At 70.5% G+C, this 21,255-nt stretch carries 16 protein-coding genes and 1 pseudogene; 10 read left to right on the top strand and 7 right to left on the bottom strand.

The features are described from left to right. Nucleotides 1–2: 2 nt before the first annotated feature. Nucleotides 3–320, bottom strand: a complete 318-nt coding sequence (locus tag ACIQU3_RS16675) for a DUF6087 family protein (protein WP_403925696.1) — start codon at nt 318–320, stop codon at nt 3–5. Nucleotides 321–448: 128 nt separating this feature from the next. Here ACIQU3_RS16675 and ACIQU3_RS16670 point away from each other — a divergent pair. Next, a pseudogene (locus tag ACIQU3_RS16670) lies at nt 449–1,295 on the top strand (methyltransferase domain-containing protein); the annotation flags it as partial. 50 nt (nt 1,296–1,345) lie between these two features. Here the strand turns inward: ACIQU3_RS16670 and ACIQU3_RS16665 are convergent. Beyond that, on the bottom strand, nt 1,346–2,140 hold the full coding sequence (locus ACIQU3_RS16665; RefSeq protein ID WP_403925693.1) for a hypothetical protein: 795 nt from the start codon (nt 2,138–2,140) through the stop codon (nt 1,346–1,348). Nucleotides 2,141–3,480: 1,340 nt separating this feature from the next. On the opposite strand from ACIQU3_RS16665, the gene ACIQU3_RS16660 reads away from it, so the two are divergent. From ACIQU3_RS16660 to ACIQU3_RS16645, 4 genes are all read left to right on the top strand, one after another. After that, nucleotides 3,481–4,614 (top strand): tyrosine-type recombinase/integrase, encoded by a 1,134-nt coding sequence (locus ACIQU3_RS16660; protein WP_403925691.1) that lies wholly within the window; start codon nt 3,481–3,483, stop codon nt 4,612–4,614. Between the two features lie 344 nt (nt 4,615–4,958). After that, nucleotides 4,959–6,266 (top strand): 4-carboxymuconolactone decarboxylase, encoded by a 1,308-nt coding sequence (gene pcaC, locus ACIQU3_RS16655; protein WP_403733462.1) that lies wholly within the window; start codon nt 4,959–4,961, stop codon nt 6,264–6,266. Between the two features lie 32 nt (nt 6,267–6,298). Further along, nucleotides 6,299–6,934 carry an MBL fold metallo-hydrolase gene (locus ACIQU3_RS16650; RefSeq protein WP_403925688.1) on the top strand — a complete coding sequence of 212 codons (636 nt, stop codon included), beginning with the start codon at nt 6,299–6,301 and terminating at the stop codon, nt 6,932–6,934. A 45-nt stretch (nt 6,935–6,979) separates the two neighbouring features. Then, entirely contained in the window at nt 6,980–7,759 is a 780-nt protein-coding gene (locus tag ACIQU3_RS16645; RefSeq protein WP_403733466.1) for an exodeoxyribonuclease III, read from the top strand. Here the strand turns inward: ACIQU3_RS16645 and ACIQU3_RS16640 are convergent. Continuing rightward, a complete protein-coding gene (locus ACIQU3_RS16640) occupies nt 7,756–9,522 on the bottom strand; it encodes an SGNH/GDSL hydrolase family protein (protein WP_403733469.1) in 1,767 nt (588 codons plus the stop codon). The two genes, ACIQU3_RS16645 and ACIQU3_RS16640, sit on opposite strands and share 4 nt — an antisense overlap. A 221-nt stretch (nt 9,523–9,743) precedes the next feature. Here ACIQU3_RS16640 and ACIQU3_RS16635 point away from each other — a divergent pair, with 221 nt between their 5' ends. Both ACIQU3_RS16635 and ACIQU3_RS16630 read left to right on the top strand, forming a co-directional pair. Beyond that, nucleotides 9,744–10,151 carry a DUF6278 family protein gene (locus ACIQU3_RS16635; RefSeq protein ID WP_403733472.1) on the top strand — a complete coding sequence of 136 codons (408 nt, stop codon included), beginning with the start codon at nt 9,744–9,746 and terminating at the stop codon, nt 10,149–10,151. Nucleotides 10,152–10,291: 140 nt separating this feature from the next. Then, nucleotides 10,292–11,035 (top strand): amino acid ABC transporter ATP-binding protein, encoded by a 744-nt coding sequence (locus ACIQU3_RS16630; RefSeq protein WP_403733475.1) that lies wholly within the window; start codon nt 10,292–10,294, stop codon nt 11,033–11,035. A 220-nt stretch (nt 11,036–11,255) separates the two neighbouring features. On the opposite strand, the gene ACIQU3_RS16625 is transcribed toward ACIQU3_RS16630, so the two are convergent. Then, nucleotides 11,256–12,821: an alpha/beta fold hydrolase gene (locus ACIQU3_RS16625; RefSeq protein WP_403925685.1), complete on the bottom strand. Its 1,566-nt coding sequence runs from the start codon at nt 12,819–12,821 to the stop codon at nt 11,256–11,258. 116 nt (nt 12,822–12,937) lie between these two features. Beyond that, nucleotides 12,938–13,702 carry a hypothetical protein gene (locus tag ACIQU3_RS16620; protein WP_403733485.1) on the bottom strand — a complete coding sequence of 255 codons (765 nt, stop codon included), beginning with the start codon at nt 13,700–13,702 and terminating at the stop codon, nt 12,938–12,940. Nucleotides 13,703–13,849: 147 nt separating this feature from the next. On the opposite strand from ACIQU3_RS16620, the gene ggt reads away from it, so the two are divergent. Continuing rightward, complete coding sequence (gene ggt, locus ACIQU3_RS16615) at nt 13,850–15,652, top strand: gamma-glutamyltransferase (RefSeq protein WP_403925682.1); 1,803 nt, start codon at nt 13,850–13,852, stop codon at nt 15,650–15,652. A gap of 73 nt (nt 15,653–15,725) precedes the next feature. Here ggt and ACIQU3_RS16610 read toward each other — a convergent pair whose 3' ends face one another. Together ACIQU3_RS16610 and map are read right to left on the bottom strand one after the other, a co-directional pair. Continuing rightward, on the bottom strand, nt 15,726–18,263 hold the full coding sequence (locus ACIQU3_RS16610; protein WP_403925680.1) for an ATP-dependent Clp protease ATP-binding subunit: 2,538 nt from the start codon (nt 18,261–18,263) through the stop codon (nt 15,726–15,728). A gap of 179 nt (nt 18,264–18,442) precedes the next feature. After that, nucleotides 18,443–19,210: a type I methionyl aminopeptidase gene (map, locus tag ACIQU3_RS16605; RefSeq protein ID WP_403925677.1), complete on the bottom strand. Its 768-nt coding sequence runs from the start codon at nt 19,208–19,210 to the stop codon at nt 18,443–18,445. 32 nt (nt 19,211–19,242) lie between these two features. On the opposite strand from map, the gene ACIQU3_RS16600 reads away from it, so the two are divergent. Beyond that, nucleotides 19,243–19,494, top strand: coding sequence for a helix-turn-helix domain-containing protein (locus tag ACIQU3_RS16600; RefSeq protein ID WP_403733497.1), 252 nt, complete (start codon nt 19,243–19,245; stop codon nt 19,492–19,494). A 98-nt stretch (nt 19,495–19,592) separates the two neighbouring features. Further along, on the top strand, nt 19,593–21,119 hold the full coding sequence (locus ACIQU3_RS16595; RefSeq protein ID WP_403925674.1) for a hypothetical protein: 1,527 nt from the start codon (nt 19,593–19,595) through the stop codon (nt 21,117–21,119). Nucleotides 21,120–21,255 lie beyond the last annotated feature (136 nt).

The raw sequence follows: 21,255 nt of genomic DNA, 5'->3' as shown, positions 1-21,255 counted from the left end.
TATTACTCATCGCTGTTCCGATGTTCCTCGACCGAGCAGCTGTCCGTGCAAGTCGTCTGTTCGTTCACCCACCGCTGAGCATCTGCGAGGTTCGCTGCGGTGCCCGCGGGCTCGTACGAAAATCCGTTCCATTCCTCCAGGACTCGAGGCTCGCGCGGGCGGAGGTGTCCGCCGCCGCCGTGGAGCGGTCGGTGCCGGCGGTGGACATCCAGCGGCGGGCGGCGCCGCTTGTTGTACGCGGCGAGCCTGTCGTCGGCGTCGACGCGCGGGAAGGCGCGGGATGGCTGGTTCGGCGGTCCGGGTCGGGAGTGCTTGCCCATGAGTCCGATGGTCTCAGGCAGCGACCGTGATTGGCCGGGCCGCGGCGAGATCCGCCGCGCGGGTGTGAACCTCGTCCGGTGCCGCAGCGCGGGCACCAGGGGGCGACGCGGTGGTCCTCGACCAGCAGGTACGGATGTGGGCGGATGCGGACGTGCGCGAGGGGCACACGGTGCTGGAGATCGGCACTGGGACCGGCTACTCCACGGCGCTCGCCTGCGAACGTCTCGGCTGAGCCGATGTCACGAGCATCGAGGTCGATCCTCACCGCCTGGAGCAGGCGGCCAGCGCGCTGTATGCCTGCGGGTTCACCCACACCCTGGCAGTGGCGGACGGGTTGTACGGCTACTGGCCGGCTCAGGCCAAGTTCGACCGGATCGTGGCCGCCTGCTCTTTCCGCGCCGTCCCTCTGGCCTTGCTCGCCCAGACACGGCCGGGTGGGAAGATCCTGCTCACCCTGTCCGGCTAGCTCTACGGATACGCACGCGTCCTGCTCACCGTGAACGGCGACGGTACCGCCGAGGCCAGCTCATGGACGGCACCGTCTCCTTCATGTCCGCCCGCACCCACGCGGCGCCGACGTTCGGCAGCCCCGCCGACTGGGCCGCTGGCCTCCTGGAGACGGGCCGCGCCGCCCGGCACTCCCCGGAGCGGATCACCGCGGCGACCGAGGAGGCGTTCCACCTGCTCTTCCTCGCCAAGTGCGCGGTGCCCGACGCGCAGATGACGACCGTCGGCGACGTCGTTCACCTGGTCGACGTCATGACGGCTCCGCCGCCACCCTCACCCCGCGCGAAGGCCGGTGGGAGGTGAGTGAGGGCGGCCCCTTCAAGCTGTGGGAGCGGATCGAGGCCGTGCTGTCCGCGTACGATGAGGCCGGCCGGCCGGGGCCTCAGACGTTCACGCTGCACGTCTACGACGGCGGGCAGCACCTGCGCCACCCGCAGCTGCCTGGCCTGCCGCTGCCCCGGCCCTGACCACGCCACGGGCCCGGAAGCCTTCGGGCCCCCGGAGTGTGGCCGTTGCGTCAGGGCTTGAAGACATCAGCTGCGGCTGACACGACGGTTCCCACCATGGCTAGCCCAGTCAGTACAGCAGCGACAGTTGCCACCTTGTCCGCGAAGGAGAGGCGCTGCCAGGCGGGGCCGGAAGGAAGATCGGACGCCACGACCAAAGTCGGTCTGGTGGCGCGCACTCCGACGAAGTGTCTTACTGCGTTGCCGATACACCACAGGAGAAGTGCGCCCAACACCACCAACGAACTAGTTGGAAGCTGGCCGCCCGCCTGCGTGAGCGCGTGCTTGCCGTTCGCGAGAACAACCTCCTCTTGAGCGGTCGGGTACACGGTGACGCTGTACCAAAGGACGAAGGCCCAGAGCCCGACCCCCGCCAGGGAACTACGCAAGCGCTTGGCCGCTGGCGAGCGGGTCTGGTCATGGCGGCCCGCGGCTTGGTCTGTCAGGAGTTCGCCGATGCGGGCTTCGAGACCGCGAGCCCAAGTGTTGTGGGTGTCAGTTTTGACCTCCACGGCCGTGCGATCTGGGTCGATTGTGATGCTGCATTCAGATCCAGGAGCGGGCCCTTGTGCGGTGATCGTAAGGTTGTCCCAGGGCTTATTGGTGCCGACGTCTGGAGACGCTTCCACCTCCGCAACGAGGGCAGCCAGGGTGTCCGCCTGAAAGTGGTAAGTGCCAAAGTTCGTACGGAAGGACACTGATCCCGGCGCCATGTCTTCGCCAACCATGGCCGCCAGGTTGCGCAGCTGAGCCTGTCCGAAGCGACAGCCGTAGTACCGCTTGGTGTTCTTGTAGAGCGATGGCATGTCGGCATGTTGCCAGTGCGCCTTGGATCATCGCCACGCCCTTGCCTCAACGGGCGCGAACTTCCGCTAGTGGTGTGGCCGCATAGGTTCACCGGGTTGGCGGTTGGATGGGTGGTGACGAGGTCCCCGGTGGCGGGCGTGCTCGCGGCCCAGTGCGCCTGCGTGCTGCCTGCGGACGAACGCAGCCCGTCCCCTGCGGTCGCTGTTGCGGCACTAGAGCCGCGCCGTGCTCCGCTTCCGCCTCGTCGACACGGGGGGCCAGGAGGCGTAGGCAAGGGGACCATCAGACCGCTGTCCGGCCCGGCCAGTCGCTGTAGCGGGTCTCGCCAAGGATCGCGTCACTGCCCGGCACCAGAGTTCCCTCGCTCAGTTCGGCTCCGAAGTAGCGGGCGTGAGGGTCCGTGACAGCCTCACCGGAAGAAATCGTCCATCCGGAACCGCTCGGGCCCGGCGACCTCGACCCTGCCGTTCAGCGGCGACCCGGTCGAGATTCGGCCCATCGCCTGCGGACGTCGTCGCCTGCGATGGGTTGGAAGAGCGCCGGGGCCAGCCGGACTGCGCCGTCGGTAGTGGCGTCGTCGGCGATGCTCGCGACCAACTCGAAGAACTCTGTATCCAGAGCGCTCACCCCTCTGACAAGCATCCAAGTCGAGGGATTTGGGCCGACACGAAGAGAAACAGCTTGCAGAACTAGTGGTGACCTGTGCCGCCTGCTTCCTGGCCGGGTGCTCACCGCGGATCCGGATCGCAGGACCGGAACTCTTCGTGACTCGTCGCAAGTGATTCATGGGTAGGTTCTGGCGCTACACGCCGGGGTAACTGGCCCCCGGTTCGGCAGCTACCTTTCCTTATTCGCCCACGGCAGAAGAGAAAGGCGCAGAAGGAGGTGGAAGTTGCCGTTGGGGTATGTCAACGTACAACACCCCTGAACCCTGTGGTCGGTCAGCCCGTCCCTGACGTAACGAGAAGCTCGCCCTGTCCGTGAACGTTGCCGATATGTCCGCCTTCTCTTCGCCCCACCAACCTAAGCGACGCACTCAGAGCGTGGATCGTGTGGGGACGGCGAGCGCAACATAGACGACGATCGCCGGTTAGCAAAACCGGCGATCGTGACGATCCTCGAAGCGCGTTCGCGCGAGCGGCTGTGCTTGGCGGTGGAGCTGCGCGAACCTGCAGATGCCGTTCTGCGCCATGGCGCAGAACGGCGCTGGTCTGTTGTCAATCAGATGAGCTAGTGCCTAGCCGGCGTAGGCCACGTACAGAAGGAGAGTGAGTACCTCCTGTCCGATCCGATCAAGAAGCTCCCACCCAACTCGAAGGGGCTGGTGCGATACCGGTTCGTGGTCGACGTGGGAGTCGACCCTGCTACCGGAAAGCGCAGGCAGTTGACTCGTACGTTTGCCACGCTCAAGGAAGCGAGGGTTGAGTACGCGCGCATCACCAACCGTCGCCAGGAAGGGACGTTCGTTCCTCCCAAGCAGATCACTGTCAATGAGTGGCTAGATCGGTGGCTAGCCATGAAAGCGGATGATCTTGAAGAAACCACGATCTACAACTATCGGATTACCTTGGATCGGGTTCGTGGAAAGTTGGGCCACATTCAGCTTCAAGAGCTCACGGAGGAAGACGTAGAAGAGTGGATGCATTGGGCGCTGAGGTATGGACGCGCACGCGGCGGAAAAGCCGGCACTCCGCTCGGAGTGACCAGTGTGGAAATGAGTCTCGCACGATTTAAGGATGCCTTGAATCGGGCAGTGACGCGACGGCTGCTAGCCATGAATGTGGCCCAGCACGTCACAATTCCCCGCAGGGCGCGTAAAGAGGACCGGAAGAAGAAGCAGGAGGTGAAGCCGTGGAACGTCCAGGAAGTCCAGATGTTCATTCACGGCGTCAGGACGGAACGGCTCTATGCTCCCCTTCTGCTGTCCCTCATGGGTCTGCGTCCCGCTGAAGTCTGCGGACTTCGATGGGAGGACGTCGACTTGGACAATGCCACGATCACCGTAGCCAACACCCGGACGATGATGGGGAATCGATACGTCGTGGAAAAGGACACCAAGTCCATGGCCGGAGAACGTGATCTTCCTTTGCCGGGTCCAGTACTGATGGCCCTCAGGACGTTCAAGGCTCTCCAGGCCAAGGAGAAGCTCGTCCTCGGTGAGGCTTACTCGGACTCCGGGTACGTCGTGGTGCACGAGACCGGGGAGGCTTTCACGATCAAGCAGCTCCGCAGGCGCGCGTACCGGCTCATGGAGGTCCTTGGCCTGCGCAGAGTACGTCTCTACGACGCTCGTGCCTCCTGCCTCACTTTCCTTGCCAACAACGGCGTGCCAGATCACATCCTCGCCCGGTGGGCCGGGCACACGAACGTGAAGACCACGAAGAAGTGGTATGTGAAGCCAGACGTGGAAGACCTCCGCGAAGCCGCCACCACATGGGATGGCCTACATGGTGAGGCGGAGGGACGCGCCTGAGTTCGGCGGCGTATCCCAAGGGGTGGTGATCAGGGGCTGATCGGAGGGGCTCGAAAGGTTTCCCGCTACGTCGTCTCAACCTTCGGGGCGGCACCACATGCTTTGCTGCAAACTCGGAACGGCTGGCCGCTGAGCTGATGAAGGAAGCAGCGCGTCGATGTGAGGACAGGGTGAGAGCGCGGCCATAGGACACGCTGCGTCGGGGCGCGTGTGCAAACTGAGAGGCTCAGGCTCGATCGGTGAGGGCCGTCGCCAGTGCTCGATGAGTCGAGCCGGGGATGCATCGAGTCACTGGTTTCCCCCCGGCTGTGTGAGATTTCGTGAGACGTGAGAGGGTCTGGGGCGTGAGTGAGACACCGTCGAACACCCTGCAATACCGCTTTGACGGGCCAGAAGAGGCTCCCGTCCTGATCCTGGGTCCCTCACTGGGTACCACATGGCACATGTGGGACCGCCAGATCCCCGAGCTGACCAAGCTGTGGCGCGTCTTCCGGTTCGACCTGCCCGGGCATGGCGGAGCCCCCGCGTACCCGGCGGGCTCGGTGGGTGAGCTCACCACGCGGCTGCTGGCCACCCTCGACGAGCTCGGCGTGCAGCGCTTCGGTTACGCGGGCTGCGCGCTGGGCGGCGCCGTCGGCATCGAACTGGCCCTGCGCCACCCCGAGCGGCTCGCCTCGCTCGCACTGATCGCCGCCTCGCCCCGCTTCGGCACGGCCGACGAGTTCCGGCAGAGAGGCGTGATCGTCCGCACCAACGGCCTCGACCCGATCGCCCGTACCGCGCCCGAGCGCTGGTTCACCGGCGGGTTCGCCGCCGCCCAGCCGGCGATCACCGAGTGGGCCGTGCAGATGGTGCGCACCACCGACCCCGGCTGTTACATCGCCTCCTGCGAGGCGCTCGCCTCGTTCGACGTCCGCCCCGAACTCGGGCGGGTCGGCGTACCGACCCTGGTCCTGGTCGGCTCGGACGACCAGGTCACCGGCCCCGCCGAGGCCCGCACCCTGGTCGCCGGCATCCCGGACGCCCGCCTCGCCGTCGTCCCCGGCGCCTCCCACCTGGTGCCGGTGGAGCAGCCCGCGGCGGTCACCGACCTGCTGGTGCGGCACTTCTCCACCGCCTGGCAGCCGGCCTATGAGACCTCCACCGGCCAGAACGCCCTGCCCCAGGCCGTCCTCAAGCCGGTCCTGTCTCCCGCCCCGCCGCAGCCCCCGCAGGCCGGGCCGGTCGCCGAGATCGCCCCCGTCGCCGTGGCGCCGCAGGCCCAGGGGCGGCCCGATCCGTACGACGCCGGGATCAAGGTCCGCCGCGAGGTCCTGGGCGACGCGCACGTCGACCGGGCGCTCGCGCAGGCCGACGAGTTCTCCGGAGACTTCCAGGAGCTCCTCACCCGGTACGCCTGGGGCGAGATCTGGGACCGCCCCGGCCTGGACCGGCGCACCCGCAGCTGCGTCACCCTCACCGCCCTGGTGGCAGGCGGCCACCTCGACGAGCTGGCCTTCCACACCAGAGCCGCCCTGCGCAACGGCCTCACCCCGGGCGAGATCAAGGAAGTGCTGCTCCAGGCGGCCGTCTACTGCGGTGTCCCGGCCGCGAACAGCGCGTTCAAGGTGGCCCAGCAGGTCATCCGTGAGGAGACCACGCCCCAGGAGTGAACCGGCGGGAAGCGCGGAGGCAGGATGGACTCATGAAGCTCACGAAGATGTCGCACGCCTGCGTCCGTCTGGAGAAGGACGGCCGGACCCTCGTCCTCGACCCCGGCGCCTTCAGCGAGGGGGACGCCGCGCTCGGCGCGGACGCGATCCTCGTCACCCACGAGCACCCCGACCACTTCGACGAGTCGCGGCTGCGCGTTGCCATGGCGCACAACCCGGCCGCCGAGATCTGGACCCTGAAGGCGGTCGCGGAGAAGATCTCGGCGGCCTTCCCGGGCCGCGTGCACACGGTCGGCCACGGGGACACCTTCACCGCCGCCGGTTTCGACGTCCAGGTCCACGGTGAGCTCCATGCGGTGATCCACCCGGACATCCCGCGCATCACCAACGTCGGCTACCTCGTCGACGGCGGCAAGGTCTTCCACCCCGGCGACGCCCTCACCGTCCCGGACCACCCGGTGGAGACACTGATGCTCCCGGTCATGGCCCCCTGGAGCAAGATCTCCGAGGTCATCGACTACGTGCGCGAGCTCTCCCCGCAGCGCGCCTACGACATCCACGACGCCCTCCTGACCGACCTGGCCCGCCCGATCTACGACCGCCAGATCGGGCAGCTCGGCGGCTCGGAGCACCTGCGGCTCACCCCCGGGGAGTCCGCCGAGGTCTGACGGGGCCGGGCGGCGTTGTCGGACCCGCCGGGTAGGTTGTGGGGCATGCGCATCGCGACCTGGAACGTGAACTCGATCACCGCCCGCCTGCCGAGGCTCCTGGCCTGGCTGGAGAGCAGCGGCACGGACGTGCTGTGCCTCCAGGAGGCCAAGGTCGCCGAGGAGCAGTTCCCCGCGGAGCAGCTGCGCGAGCTGGGCTACGAGTCGGCGGTCCACGCGACGGGCCGGTGGAACGGCGTGGCGGTGCTCTCCCGCGTCGGCATCGAGGACGTCGTCAAGGGCCTGCCCGGCGACCCCGGGTTCGACGGCTCGGTGGAGCCCCGCGCCATCTCCGCGACCTGCGGCCCGCTGCGCGTCTGGTCGGTCTACGTGCCGAACGGCCGCGAGGTGGACCACCCCCACTACGCCTACAAGCTCCAGTGGTTCGAGGCGCTCAAGGCCGCCGTCGCCGGTGACGCGGCGGGCAGCCGCCCGTTCGCGGTCATGGGCGACTACAACGTGGCACCGACGGACGACGACGTCTTCGACCCGGCCTTCTTCGAGGGCTCCACCCACGTCACCGCCGCCGAGCGCGCCGCCCTGGCCTCGCTGCGTGAGGCCGGCCTGTCGGACGTGGTCCCGCGTCCCCTGAAGTACGAGCACCCGTTCACGTACTGGGACTACCGCCAGCTCTGCTTCCCGAAGAACCGTGGCATGCGCATCGACCTCGTGTACGGCAACACGCCCTTCGCGAAGGCGGTCGGTGACGCGTACGTGGACCGTGAGGAACGCAAGGGCAAGGGCGCGTCGGACCACGCGCCCGTCGTCGTGGACCTGGACGTCTAGGGCCGCAGCAGCCCGAGGTCGACCGAGTCCGCCAGGGCCGCCAGCCCCGTGTCGCCCGGGTGCAGGTGGTCCCCGCTGTCGTAGGCGGGGAGCATCCGGGCGGGCCGCTGCGGGTCGCGGACCACGGCGTCGAAGTCGAGCACCCCGTCGAAGACCCCGCCGTCGCGGATCCACTCGTTCACCGCGACCCGCTCGGTGTCGACGGCGGCGGTGCACCGTGCCTCGCCCTCGCAGGGCAGGATCGTGGCCGCGAGCATCCGCAGTCCCCGTGCATGCCCGCGCGCCGCGAGTTCACGCAGCCCCGCGATCAGCTGCTCCGCGGAGGTCTGCCACCGCAGGTCGTTCACCCCTTCGAAGACGACGGCGGTACGCGCCGACGGCTGGGCGAGGACGTCCCGGTCGAAGCGGTGCAGGGCGCTGACCCCGGCCGAGTCCGTGGACACCCCGTCGCCCGGGTACCGGTCGGTGACGACGCGGTTGCCCGAGACGCCGAGGTTCAGCACGCCGTAGCGCGGGACGGCGTCCTGCCTCAGCAGCCGGCCGGCCAGCACGTCCGGCCAGCGCCGGTTGGCGCCCACCGTCGACTTGTCGCCGTCGGTGATCGAGTCCCCGAGCAGCACCACCGACCCGGGCCCGCCGCTCACGTCGACCGCGGCGAGCAGTGGCCAGCGGGTGATCACCGAGGTGTACGCCCCGGCGGAGCCGTCCGCCGTGTGGTCTCCGGGCTCGCTGACGTAGGAGCGCTGCTGGGCGAGTCCGTGCACGGGCGCCGCGGCCACCGTGCCGGGCAGATGGAAGCTCACCAGCAGGTTGGCGTCCGCCGGGACGGAGAAGGCGAGCGGATCGCTGTACGCCTGGGCTCCGGCCGGGATCGTCACGCCCGCCGCACCGCCGAACGACAGTGTCAAGGGTGTGGCCCGCGGAGCGGCGCCCGCCGCCTGCACCGCGACCGTGGCGCTCTTGATCCGTACCGGAGCCGAGGCGAAGGTGTTGTCGAACCGCACCCTCACCCGGGACCCGCCGGCCGAGGTGTGCACGACCAGCCGCAGTGTCCGCTCCGTCCAGGGCCCCACGGCGGCGTAGCCGCCCGCGGCCGTGGTCCAGCTGCCCGTCCAGCCCCGCGTGGCGGACCGCACCGACACCGCGAAGACGTGCAGTCCGGCCGCCTTCGGCAGCCGGACGGAGGCGACCGCGCGGCCCGGGACGAGCGGCACCGTCACGACGTACAGGCGGGCCCGCTCGGCGAGTTGGCCTTCGGGCGTGTTGATGTGCGGCAGGGCCACCGCCTTGGTCGCGAGCGGCCCGGTGCGCCAGTCGGGAGCGGTCAGCCGGTACCCGGAGCGGGAGCCGTCCCCGTACGTGACCGTCCCCGGTCCGCCCACCTCGGTGCCGGCCGTGCCCGCCACCAGGAACGCCAGGGCGTCCCCGCGCCCCGCCACCCGGACGTGCTGCCCGGCGGCGCGCACGTTGTCCGGCTCTCCCGGCCGCCGTTTCGGCCAGGTCAGCCGGGCGCCCTGGACCGTGAGGGCGCGACCGGGCGTCCAGCCCGCCGCGGCGAGGTCCTGTGCGGACAGGGAGGCGCCGGAACCGCCGAAGTCGGCCCGGCCGGGCGAGCCGTCGTCGCTGACGGCCACATCGTCGAACAGCCGCTCCAGCGGCACCGCGGCGGCCGGTCTCTCCCCGGCGGCCCGGGCCGACACCGCCGGGACCAGCGAACCGCACAGGGCCAGGACGATCAGGATTCCCCGGACACATCGGCGCACGGCCGACTCCTCCCGCTCAGCGACACACGACGCGACAACACGAAACGCAGGGACGGAACTGACGAGGTAACGACGGCCGGGACACAAGACGCACGGTGAAGTTAGAGAGACAGGAGTGACCCGTCAACGCGCGTCGCGTGAACTCGGCCTGAACATGACCGGGATCGGCGGGTCCGCGCGCCCTGTGGTGCGTACGCCGGTGCGAATGACACGCTGGACGTATGAACATCCCTTTCCTGGGCCATCGGCGCCAGAAGGTCGGGATCCCCGACCCCGCGGGCATCGCGGAACTCCTCGCCGAGTGTGAACTGCTGCGCTCCCAGGCGTCCCGGGCGGGTGTCCGGCTGGACGACACGGCGGACTCGCTGGAGGCGCTGGACCAGCTGCTGCCGCGCTGGCGGGACGACGAGGAGACGCTGACCTGGCTCGGCAACGACGCCGGTCTCTACCTGGGCAGCGTCATCGTGCGCACCGTACCCGGGGCCGCCTGGGAGATCCGTCCCGACGGTCAGCCCGTCGTACGACTGGACTCCGGCCGCCAGTTCGACGTCGTCGACTCCGGCCACGAATGGGCCGCGTTCGGGGTGCCCGAGCTGTCGCAGCTGTACGCGGAGGTCGCGGAATCATGAACGCCCTGGCCAGAACCTTTGGCCCAAAGTCCGACGTAAATACGGCTAATGATCGAAAAGTGCGTGTCGCCCGCCAGGTTCGATCTTGCCTGGATACGTTGCGGCCACCACCACACAGCTGAGAGTGAGTAGGGCTGAGCATGGCCGTCGAGCCGCTGATCGAGCTGCGTGACGTCAACAAGCACTTCGGGGAGCTGCATGTCCTCCAGGACATCGACCTCACCGTCGGCCGGGGGGAGGTGGTCGTGGTCATCGGCCCGTCGGGGTCGGGCAAGTCGACCCTCTGCCGGGCGATCAACCGGCTGGAGACCATCGAGTCGGGGCAGATCGTCCTCGACGGGCAGCCGCTGCCGGAGGAGGGCAAGCCCCTGGCCCGGCTGCGCGCGGACGTCGGCATGGTCTTCCAGTCGTTCAACCTCTTCGCCCACAAGACCGTGTTGCAGAACGTGTCCCTGGGGCAGGTCAAGGTCCGCGGGCGCAGCAAGGAGGAGGCCGACCGGCGCTCCAGGGAACTCCTCGACCGGGTCGGCGTCGCCAACCAGGCGGACAAGTACCCGGCGCAGCTCTCCGGAGGCCAGCAGCAGCGCGTGGCCATCGCCCGGGCCCTGGCCATGGAGCCCAAGGTGATGCTCTTCGACGAGCCCACCTCGGCCCTCGACCCGGAGATGATCAACGAGGTGCTGGAGGTCATGAAGCAACTCGCCCGTGAAGGCATGACCATGATCGTCGTCACCCACGAGATGGGCTTCGCCCGCTCGGCCGCCAACCGCGTCGTCTTCATGGCCGACGGCAGGATCGTCGAGGACCGCACGCCCGACGACTTCTTCACCAATCCGAGCAGCGACCGCGCCAAGGACTTCCTCTCCAAGATCCTCAAGCACTGAACGGGCGGGCACCGGACGGCTCATCGCACCGGACCTCGACTACGATGTGCCCTTCATCCTGTCGGAGAGGGGGACTTCGCCGAAGGCCGCCGATCCCGTCGGGGTGAGCAGACCGCACGCCCGGTCCGCGGGGCATTCCCACCGGGTGCGGCCCCCATGACCCGAAGGCCACGGGGGCGGCGGTTCACATCGGCCAGGCCCGTCCGGCGGCAGCCGGAGATCACTGCTCGCGCAGCGGAACCGACACGTATGACGGGTCGTTCGCCGGCGAGGAGAAGGTCAGCTGCGCGCCGGACGGGTTGTGCTCGATGTAGAGCGGGTCGACCGTGTCGACGACCAGGGCGAGGCGATGCCCGGCCGGGACGTCGTAGGCCGTGGAGTACAGCTCCAGGTCGACGCCGAACGGCTTCCCGGGGGTGCGCCCGTGGAAGGTGTACGGCGCGTGGGTGACCAGCTTGCCGAGGCCGAGCGGCCCCACGTCGTACAGGTAGGCGACGAGGGTGCCGCTCTCCTTGGTCGGGGTGAGGGTCGTGTGCAACTTCGCCGTGCCGCGCACCTGCTGGGCCGTGGCGGACTTCTCCGACTGCCAGACGGCGGCCCAGCGGCGGGGGAGCAGCGGGATCGAGGCCATCGGCGGCAGCTGGGCCACCTGGTCGAGGATGCTGGACAGGAAGACGACACCGCCGTCCGCCCCCGAGTTCACGTTCGCGCGGATCGTGGTCGTGCCCCCGAGGGCGATCTTCCGGTCGGTCGCGGCGACCGATTTCCAGTCCGGGTAGCCCTCGTAGCCGCCCGCGGAACGGGACTTGAGCTGGACGGGCTGCTCATGGTCGATCCCGTTGTCCTCGCCCCTGAGGTAGTGATCGAACCAGCGCGCGGTGTCCTTCCAGACGTCGTTGGGCAGCCCGAACAGACCGGTCAGCTCGGCGGTGGCGTGGTCCCCGGGCCGCATCTCGAGCCGCTTCGGGCCGGTCAGCTTCTCGTAGAAGTCGACGTACTGGTTGGGCGGGAAGACGCTGTCACCCCAGGCGTTGGCGAGCATCACCGCGGCGCCGTTGTCGTTGATCCGGTCGACGTAGGTCGCAGCGGAACGTTTCTTCCCCCAGGCGACGAGCTCGGGCTCCTTCGCCAGGTTGGATCCGTAGAGGTCGTTGAAGGTCTGCCGCAGTTCCGGGCTCTGGCGGCCCGTCACCACACTCGCGCCGTCCAGCAGGGCCGCGGCTTGGAGGTGCTGGGTGCGCCCGGAGTAGATCGAGCCGATCAGGTCGGCCCAGCCGCTGAGCGAGGCGACCGCCTTGACCCGCTTGTCGTGTGCGGCCGTGAGCAGGCTGATGCCCGCGCCGTAGGAGACGCCCGCCATGCCGATGTGCCCGGCGTCGGCGGGGGTGTGGGCGAGCGCCCAGTCGATGACCTTCGACGCGTCGGCGACATCGGGCGGGCCCGCCACTTCTATCTCGCCGCCCGACTGCCAGAAGCCGCGCACGTTGTAGGTGACGACGACGTACCCGGAGTCGGCGAGTTTCTGTGCCTGGGCCAGGTATTCGACTTGAGGCAGGCCCCAGCTCGTGGGCATGACGAGCAGGGGGTGGCGGTCGGTGCCGCGGGAGCCGGCCGGGGTGACGACGTTGGCCTTGAGGACGGTGCCGCCGTCGCCGGCGATGTCGACGAAGCGGACGTTCGGCGCCGCGTGGGCGGTGGGGGCGAAGCCGAGCGCGGTGCCGGCGACCAGAGTCGCCGAGACGGCGCCTACGGCGGTGGTGCGCAGGGCCTTGCGGTGGTGTCCCACGGGTCACTCCTCACTCGTGTCAGTGCAAAGTGACCGAACGGTAACCTTCGCCTCTTACCAGGGGTAACCCGTCGGTAAGTTACGTGCCAGTAACGATTGTTGAGCGGTGGAGGAGTCTAGGAGGCGCGGTGTGTGTTGCGTGGAGCCGGCGTCGCCGCGGCGGGCACCGGGGTCTGTGCCGCCCGTGTCACGTCCTCCACCAGTTCGACCACGTCCGGGCCGTACGCCTGCGAGTTGATCACCTTGAGCAGCAGCACGAAGGACGTGTTGCCGTACTTGCGGGTCAGGCGCTCGTGGTTGCGGGCGAGGTAGCGGGTGGTGGCCTGGTTGGTGATCGACGTCTGGCCGCAGAACAGGAAGACGGGGCGGGTGTTCTGGCTGCGGTCTGCGGTGAGCCGGGCGAGCAGCGCGTACTCCTCCCTGCCGTTGTCCACGCGATAGCGCTCGGTGCCGACCTGGAACGCGCCACGGTCCGGGCCCGGTTCGGCGTCCACGTTCACCCGCACACCCGGCAGCAGCGACGACAGATGGGCCGCCATCCTCCGGTTGGACGCCGGGCCGCCCACGCAGAACTCCGTGCGCTCCCCGAAACCCTGACGTGCGGTGTCGTGCGGAAGTATCTGGGCGTGGGCATTGCAGTCCTTGATGAGCGCGGCGAGTTCGAGCAGTGCGAACACGTCGTACCGCATCACCGCGAACTCGGGTCCGGTCGCACCGCGGTTGACCACCAGCAAGGATTCGGAGTTGTCGGGCAGCCCGAAGAACGCCTGCTTCCTGCGGAGCTTGCGCTTCCACAGGTAGGTGCGGGCCACCCAGCCCAGCGCGGCACTGATGCCCGCCGCGACCACTCCCAGGACGATGTTGCGCAGGTCGTCATTCATGGGCGCGCATGCTAGCGGGCCCGACGCACCGGTGTTCGAAGCACGGGCGCGCATGCCGACGGGCCCGACGCACCGGTGTTGACGCCTGCCTGACGCGGCCATGGCGATGAATTAAGCTGCGCGGACGGCCTTTGACTGGAGGTGCGGATGCGTCGCCCTGTCGCACGGAATCTGACGGTCCTGGCGGTTTCGGCCGCCGTGGTGGTGTCGGTGGGAGCGGCGGCGCCGCCATCCGCGCCGCCGGATGCGGGCGGTGGGAAGACCCCGCTGGCCGTCGGTTACGGGGGCGCCGTCTCCAGCGTCGACCCGGACGCCTCCGCCGCCGGGATCGAGGTCCTGAAGAAGGGCGGCAACGCCGTCGACGCCGCCGTCGCCACGGCCGCCGCGCTCGGCGTCACCGAGCCCTACTCCGCAGGCGTCGGCGGGGGCGGCTACTTCGTGTACTACGACGCCGAGTCCCGCACGGTACGCACCATCGACGGCCGCGAGACCGCCCCGCTGAGCGCCGACGAGAACCTGTTCGTCGAGAACGGCAAGCCCCTCGCCTTCGCCGACGCCGTCAGCAGCGGTCTGAGCGTCGGCACCCCGGGGACGCCCGCCACCTGGCAGACCGCACTCGACCGGTGGGGCAGCAAGCGGCTCGCGAGCGTCCTGAAGCCGGCCGAGCGGCTGGCGCGCGACGGGTTCACCGTCGACGAGACCTTCCGTTCGCAGACGGCGTCCAACGAGACCCGCTTCCGCTACTTCCCGGACACCGCCGAGCTGTTCCTGCCGGGTGGGCGGCTCCCCGTCGTCGGTTCCACCTTCAAGAACCCCGATCTCGCCCGCACCTACGCGGAGCTGGGACGCGAGGGGGTCGGCGCGCTGTACCACGGCAGGCTCGGCCGGGACGTCGTCGACACCGTCAACAAGCCGCCGGTGGACCCCGGCTCGGGCTGGAACGCCCGGCCCGGCGACCTGACCGCCAAGGACCTCGCCCGCTACCGCACGAAGGTCCAGGCGCCCACGAAGACCTCCTACCGCGGCCTCGGCGTCTACTCCATGGCGCCGTCCTCCTCCGGGGGCACGACCGTCGGGGAGGCGCTCAACATCCTGGAGCGGACCGACCTCTCCAAGGCGAGCAAGGCGCGCTACCTGCACCGCTTCATCGAGGCCAGCCGGATCGCGTTCGCCGACCGTGGCCGGTGGGTGGGCGACCCCGCCTTCGAGGACGTGCCGACGAGGGAACTGCTGTCGCAGAGGTTCGCCGACTCGCGCGAGTGCCTCATCAAGGACGACGCCGTGCTGACCAGCCCGGTGCCGCCCGGCGATCCGCGCCATCCGCAGCGGTGCGGCTCCGGTGGGACGGCGGCGCCCACGACGTACGAGGGTGACAGCACCACGCATCTGACGGTGGCAGACAAGTGGGGCAACGTCGTCGCCTACACCCTCACCATCGAGCAGACCGGCGGCAGCGGCATCACCGTCCCCGGCCGGGGGTTCATCCTCAACAACGAGCTGACGGACTTCTCCTTCGCCCCGGCGAACCCGGCCGTGCACGACCCGAACCTGCCGGGCCCGGGCAAGCGGCCCCGGTCGTCGATCTCGCCGACCATCGTGCTGGACCGGCACCACCAGCCCGTGGTGGCACTGGGGTCGCCGGGTGGCGCGACGATCATCACGACCGTTCTGCAGACGCTCACCGGGTTCGTCGACCGGGGACTGCCGCTCGTCGACGCGATCGCGGCACCCCGGGCGAGTCAGCGCAACGCCACGCAGACGGAGCTGGAGCCCGGTCTCGACAGTGATGTCAGGAAGCAGCTGGAGGCCATCGGGCACTCGTTCAAGGCCAACCCCGAGATCGGTGCGGCCACGGGTGTTCAGCGGCTGCCGGGTGGCAAGTGGCTGGCAGCCGCCGAGACCGTACGCCGGGGTGGGGGGTCGGCGATGGTGGTGCGGCCCGTGCGGTGACGGCCGTGTGCGGGTGCGCGGGGGCTGGTCGCGCCCACGTGGCGGAGCCGCACATCGACACAGCCCCGCGCCCCTAGGACGAGGGCGCTGCTGCCTCTTGGGTCTGAAACGCGAGCCTGCCGTCCTCCACGTCCACCGTCACCCTGCCGCCATTCTCGACCCGGCCGTCCAGCAGCAGGCGTGACAGTTCGTTGTCCACCTCGCGCTGGATCGTGCGGCGGAGCGGGCGGGCGCCGTACTCCGGCTGGTAGCCGCGGTCGGCCAGCCACTGAACCGCCCGGTCGGTGAAGGCCACCGTGATGCCCTTGTCCTGCACCAGGGACCGGGTGCGGTCCAGCAGGAGGTCGGTGATCCGGCGCAGCTGTTCGGTGCTGAGCTGGCGGAAGACGACGATCTCGTCGATGCGGTTCAGGAACTCGGGACGGAAGTGTTCCCGCAGCGGGCGCAGGATCTGCTCGCGGCGGGCCTCCTCGTCGGCGTCGGCGCCGCCCGCCGCGAAGCCCGTCGTGGCGCCCCGGCGGGTGATCGCCTCGGAGCCGAGGTTGCTCGTCATCACGATGACCGTGTTGCTGAAGTCCACCGTGCGGCCCTGGGAGTCGGTCAGCCGGCCGTCGTCGAGGACCTGGAGCAGGATGTTGAAGACGTCCGGGTGGGCCTTCTCCACCTCGTCCAGCAGGAGCAGCGAGTACGGGTGACGGCGTACGACCTCGGTGAGCTGGCCCGCCTCCTCGTGGCCGACGTAGCCGGGCGGGGCGCCGATCAGCCGGCTGACGGTGTGGCGCTCCTGGTACTCGCTCATGTCGAGCCGCACCATGCGGTCCTCGCTGCCGAACAGGGCCTCGGCGAGCGCCCGGGCCAGTTCGGTCTTGCCCACGCCCGTCGGGCCGAGGAAGAGGAAGCTGCCGATGGGGCGGTCGGGGGCCGCGAGACCGGCGCGGGAGCGCAGCACCGCGTCCGACACCACCCGCACCGCCTCGTCCTGGCCGACCACCCGCTGGTGCAGATGCTCCTCCAGGCCCAGCAGACGGTCCTTCTCCTCCTGGGTGAGGCTGCTGACCGGGATGCCGGTCTGCCGCGACACCACCTCGGCGATCGACTCGGCCCCGACCACCAGGTCCTGGCCCTCGTCGACCTCGCCCTCACCGCCGGCCTCGGTGATCCGCTGCTTCAGGTCCACGATCCGGTCGCGCAACTGGGTGGCCTGCTCGTACTGCTCGTCGGCGACGGCCTGGTCCTTGTCCCGGGTCAGCTGCTCCAGCTCCCGCTCGAGGGCCCGTACGTCCGTGCCCTTGGTCCGGGCCCTCAGCCGCACCCGGGCACCGGCCTGGTCGATGAGGTCGATCGCCTTGTCGGGCAGGCGGCGGTCGGTGAGGTAGCGGTCGGAGAGCTCCACGGCCGCCACGAGCGCCTCGTCGGTGTAACGGACCTGGTGGTGGGCCTCGTAGCGGTCCTGGAGGCCACGCAGGATCTCGATGGCGTCCGCGGCGGTGGGCTCGGGCACCATGATCGGCTGGAAGCGCCGGGCCAGTGCCGCGTCCTTCTCGATCCGGCGGTACTCCTCCAGCGTGGTGGCGCCCACGATGTGCAGCTCGCCCCGGGCGAGGGCGGGCTTGAGGATGTTGCCGGCGTCCATCGAGCTGCCGTCGCCGCCACCGGAACCGGCGCCCACGACCGTGTGCAGCTCGTCGATGAAGATGATCAGCTGGTCGGAGTGGGCGCGGATCTCGCCCACGATGTTGTTCATCCGCTCCTCGAAGTCACCCCGGTAGCGGGTTCCCGCGACCACACCTGTGAGGTCCAGGGCGACCACGCGGCGCCCGATCAGCACATCGGGCACGTCCGCCTCGGAGATGCGCTGCGCCAGGCCCTCCACGATGGCCGTCTTGCCGACGCCCGCGTCACCGATCAGCACCGGGTTGTTCTTGCCGCGCCGGGAGAGGACCTCGACGGTCTGCTCGATCTCCTGGTCCCGGCCGATCACCGGGTCGATCCGGCCCTGGCGGGCCAGCTCGGTGAGGTCGCGGCCGTACTTGTCGAGGGTCGGTGTGTTCGTCGGGCGCGGCCGCTCGGACTGCGGGACCTCGGGCGCCTCGGGCGGCTCCGAGGGGGCGAAGCGGGCCGCGTTGAGGATGTGCCCGGCGGCCGAGTCGGGGTTGGAGGCGAGGGCGCTCAGGACGTGCTCCGGGCCGATGTAGCCGTAGCCGCGGGCCCGTGCCATGTCGTGCGCGTCCAGCAGCGCGCGCTTGGCGGCCGGAGTGAGGGACAGCGCGGTCGGCGGCGGGGCGTCCTCCCGGCTGTGCTGGGCCGGCCCCGACCGGTCGTCGATCTGCGACGCCAGCGAGTCGGGGTTCGCGCCGGCTTTGCTGAGCAGCGTGCGGGTGGGCTCGGTGGCGAGCGCCGCCCGCAGCAGATGCTGGGTGTCGAGGTCCCGGCTGCCGTGCTCGGCGGCGTACTGGGCCGCGCCGCGGACGAGCTCCCGGGCCGGCTGGCTGAGCAGCCGGCCGAGATCGATCTGCCGGGGACCGGGACGCGGTCCGCCGAAGAAGCGTGCGAGGAATTCTCCGAAGGGGTCCGAGCCGTAGCCCTCCGGGCTGGTGAAGCCGCTGCTCATGGGCCTTCCGTTCCCGGCGTCCCCGGCGCGCGGGCGGGGGACGCCCTCGCTTGTCGACGTGCCGGGGTCGGGTAACCCGGGTGGCGGCCGGTTACACCTGGGGCGCGCTCGTAGAACACCTTCGCACGATCGTCGGCGAGGGGCACCTTTGGGATGTATTCGGGTAAGTCAGGCATGGCTCAGCGTGCGGTCAGGATCCTCGGTCCCGCGTCCGTGATCGCGACCGTGTGCTCCGCGTGAGCCGCCCGGGAGCCGTCGTTCGTCCTCAGGGTCCAGCCGTCGGGCGCCGCGTGGTAGTCGTCCGTACCGCCCTCGACGACCATGGGCTCGATCGCCAGCACCATGCCGTGCCGCAGCCGCATGCCGCGCCCCCGGCGGCCCTCGTTCGGAACCCCGGGATCCTCGTGCATGCGGCGGCCGATGCCGTGCCCGCCGAAGCCGTCGGGGATGCCGTAGCCGGCCCCTCGGCAGACGGTGCCGATCGCGTGGGCGATGTCGCCGATGCGGTTGCCCACGACGGCCGCCCCGATGCCGGCCGCGAGGGCCCGCTCGGCGGTCCCGATCAGCCGGAGGTCCGCCGCGCGCGGCGTGCCCACGACGAAACTGAGCGCGGAGTCGCCGACCCAGCCCTCCAGTTCGGCGCCGAAGTCGATGGAGACCAGGTCGCCGTCGCGCAGGCGGTAGCGGCCCGGGACGCCGTGCACGATCGCGTCGTTCACCGAGACGCAGAGGACGGCGGGGAAGGGGGTCGGCGCGAACGACGGCCGGTACCCCAGGAAGGGTGAGGACGCGCCCGCCTCGCGCAGCACGCCGTGTGCCACCTCGTCGAGTTCCAGCAGGGAGACACCTACGTCGGCGGCCTCCTGTACGGCCGTCAGGGCGCGGGCGACGACCTGGCCCGCCGCGTACATCGCGTCGATAGAAGTGTCCGTCTTCAGCTCCACCATGCCAATTACTATACCGGTATTAGAATGGGGGCATGGTGCGCACCCCTCTCACCCCCGAAGAGCGCGAACGCGGCGAGCGGCTCGGCCGGCTGCTGCGTGAGGCGCGTGGCGTCCGGAGCATGACGGAGATCGCGGCGAACGCGGGCATCTCCGCTGAGACGCTCCGGAAGATCGAGACCGGGCGGGCCCCGACCCCGGCCTTCTTCACGGTGGCCGCGCTGGCCGCGGTCCTCGGCCTGTCCATGGACGAACTGGCCGGGCGGTGCGCGCCGGTGGCCGTCTGAGGCTCTTGAGCCGCGCGTGAAAACTCCCCGTAGCACTCCCGTAACACGACTCGTGTTGCCTACGGGGCGTAGTGCTCCGGTCTCACGGGAGTTGAGTGATGGCGGCGGATCAACTCCCGGCTGAAGTCGGGGAGTTCACGACCTACCTGGACGGGCTGCTGGCGCGCCTCGACCCGTCCGCCGGTTGGTGCGCCGTGTTCTGGCGGCGCGACCCGGACGGCATGCGGGCCTGTCTGGAGGGCCGCGAGATGCCTCCCTGGGACGTGGTCGAGGCCCTGCTGCAGGACCTCGCCGGGCAGTGCGGCCCCGGGGGAGTGGGGCCGGAGACGGACCGTGCCCGCGCCCTGCACGCCGCCGCGCTCGCCGCGTACGACACCCGGCCCGGTGCGCGCGACGCCCTCGGCGACCGGCTCGACGTCATGCTCCGCGAACAGCGGTACGCCGCCGAACGCCAGGCCGCCCTCGCCCGCCACCTGACCTCCGCCACGACCCGCGAACAGGCGGAGGCCCTGCGCCTGGACCTGGCCTGGGCCCGGGACGACCACGAACGGGCCGGCGCGCGGTGCGCGGAACTGCGGGCACGGATGGCCTACGTGGACCGGCGTGAGCGGGGGGGTCCCCCGGTTGCGTGGGGTGCCACCGAGGCCCCGAACCCGGCCCCGGCACCGGCCGCCGCACCCACCTCTGCCGCTGACGCTCCCGTGCGCTCGGCCCCGTCGCCCGCACCGGCACCGGCACCGGCCCCAGCACCCACCCCGGCCGCTCACGCTTCCGGGCCCCCAGCCCCAACCCCAGCCCCGGCGCACGCACCCGCCGCGGCCGCTCACGTCCCTCCGGCCCCCGCTCGCCACCCGGCCGCCCCCGAGCCCGAACCCCAGGCGTCGCCCCCGGCCGTCCCCAAGCAGCGCAGACGCCGTCGCGGCAGTGCCCGCTTCGCCGGGATGGCGGATGAGGAGGCCGCGCCCGCCGCCGTGCCGACCCTGCCCGCACCCGCCCCCGCGGCCACCGGCCGCACCCCTCGCGGCGCGCGCTTCGCCGGGGCCGCCGAGGAAGCCGTGGTGGAGCGTCCGGCGCGAGAGGCCGGTGCCGTCGGGGCCGCTGACCTGGCGGAGGTCGGACGGACCGTCGACGCGCTGGCCCGCCTGCGCAGCGAGGGGCGCAGCGGGGAGGCCCACGCCCTGCTGGCCGAGGTCGCCGCCTGGGAGCCCGGCCGGTTTCCGCTCCTCGCGGCGCGGCTGCACCAGGCAGGGCTGGACGCCGACTGGCAGACCCTCCTGTGGGAGGCCGCCTCGCTGCCCACCGGGCGGCTGGTCGCCGCCGCCGACGCGCTGGTCGCGGCCGGGAGGCCGGAGGACGGCCGGCAGATGCTGCGGCAGGGGGTCGCGCGACCGGCGGGCGAGATCGGCCGGGCCGTCCTCGGCCTGGTCGCGGAAGGGTGCCACCGCGAGGTGCGCGTGCTGCTCGACGCCTGCGTCAGGGCCCGTACCCCCGAGGAGGCCGCACGCAGCGCCGAGCCCGATCCGCGGCGCTTGGTGCCGCTCCTGCTGGAGGCCGCGCGGGGTGTCTCGGACGAGCGGTACTGGGACCTGGTGCACGCCCTGCGGGTCGCCGGATTCGCCACCTGACCGGCGGGAGTGCGCCCCGGGCGACTCACCCACAGGAGTGCGAATCGCGCAATGCCCCGCGGGTTGGCGACGATGGTCTTGGCAACCCCGTGCCGGAGGCTTACGTTCGTGGCTCTACGGCCCGCTTCTACGGGCG

Source organism: Streptomyces sp. NPDC101110 (assembly GCF_044759525.1).
In the GTDB taxonomy this organism is placed as follows: Bacteria; Actinomycetota; Actinomycetes; order Streptomycetales; family Streptomycetaceae; genus Streptomyces.
The sequence above is the reverse complement of the archived record's forward strand: the minus strand, read 5'-3'. Positions and strand labels throughout refer to the sequence as shown.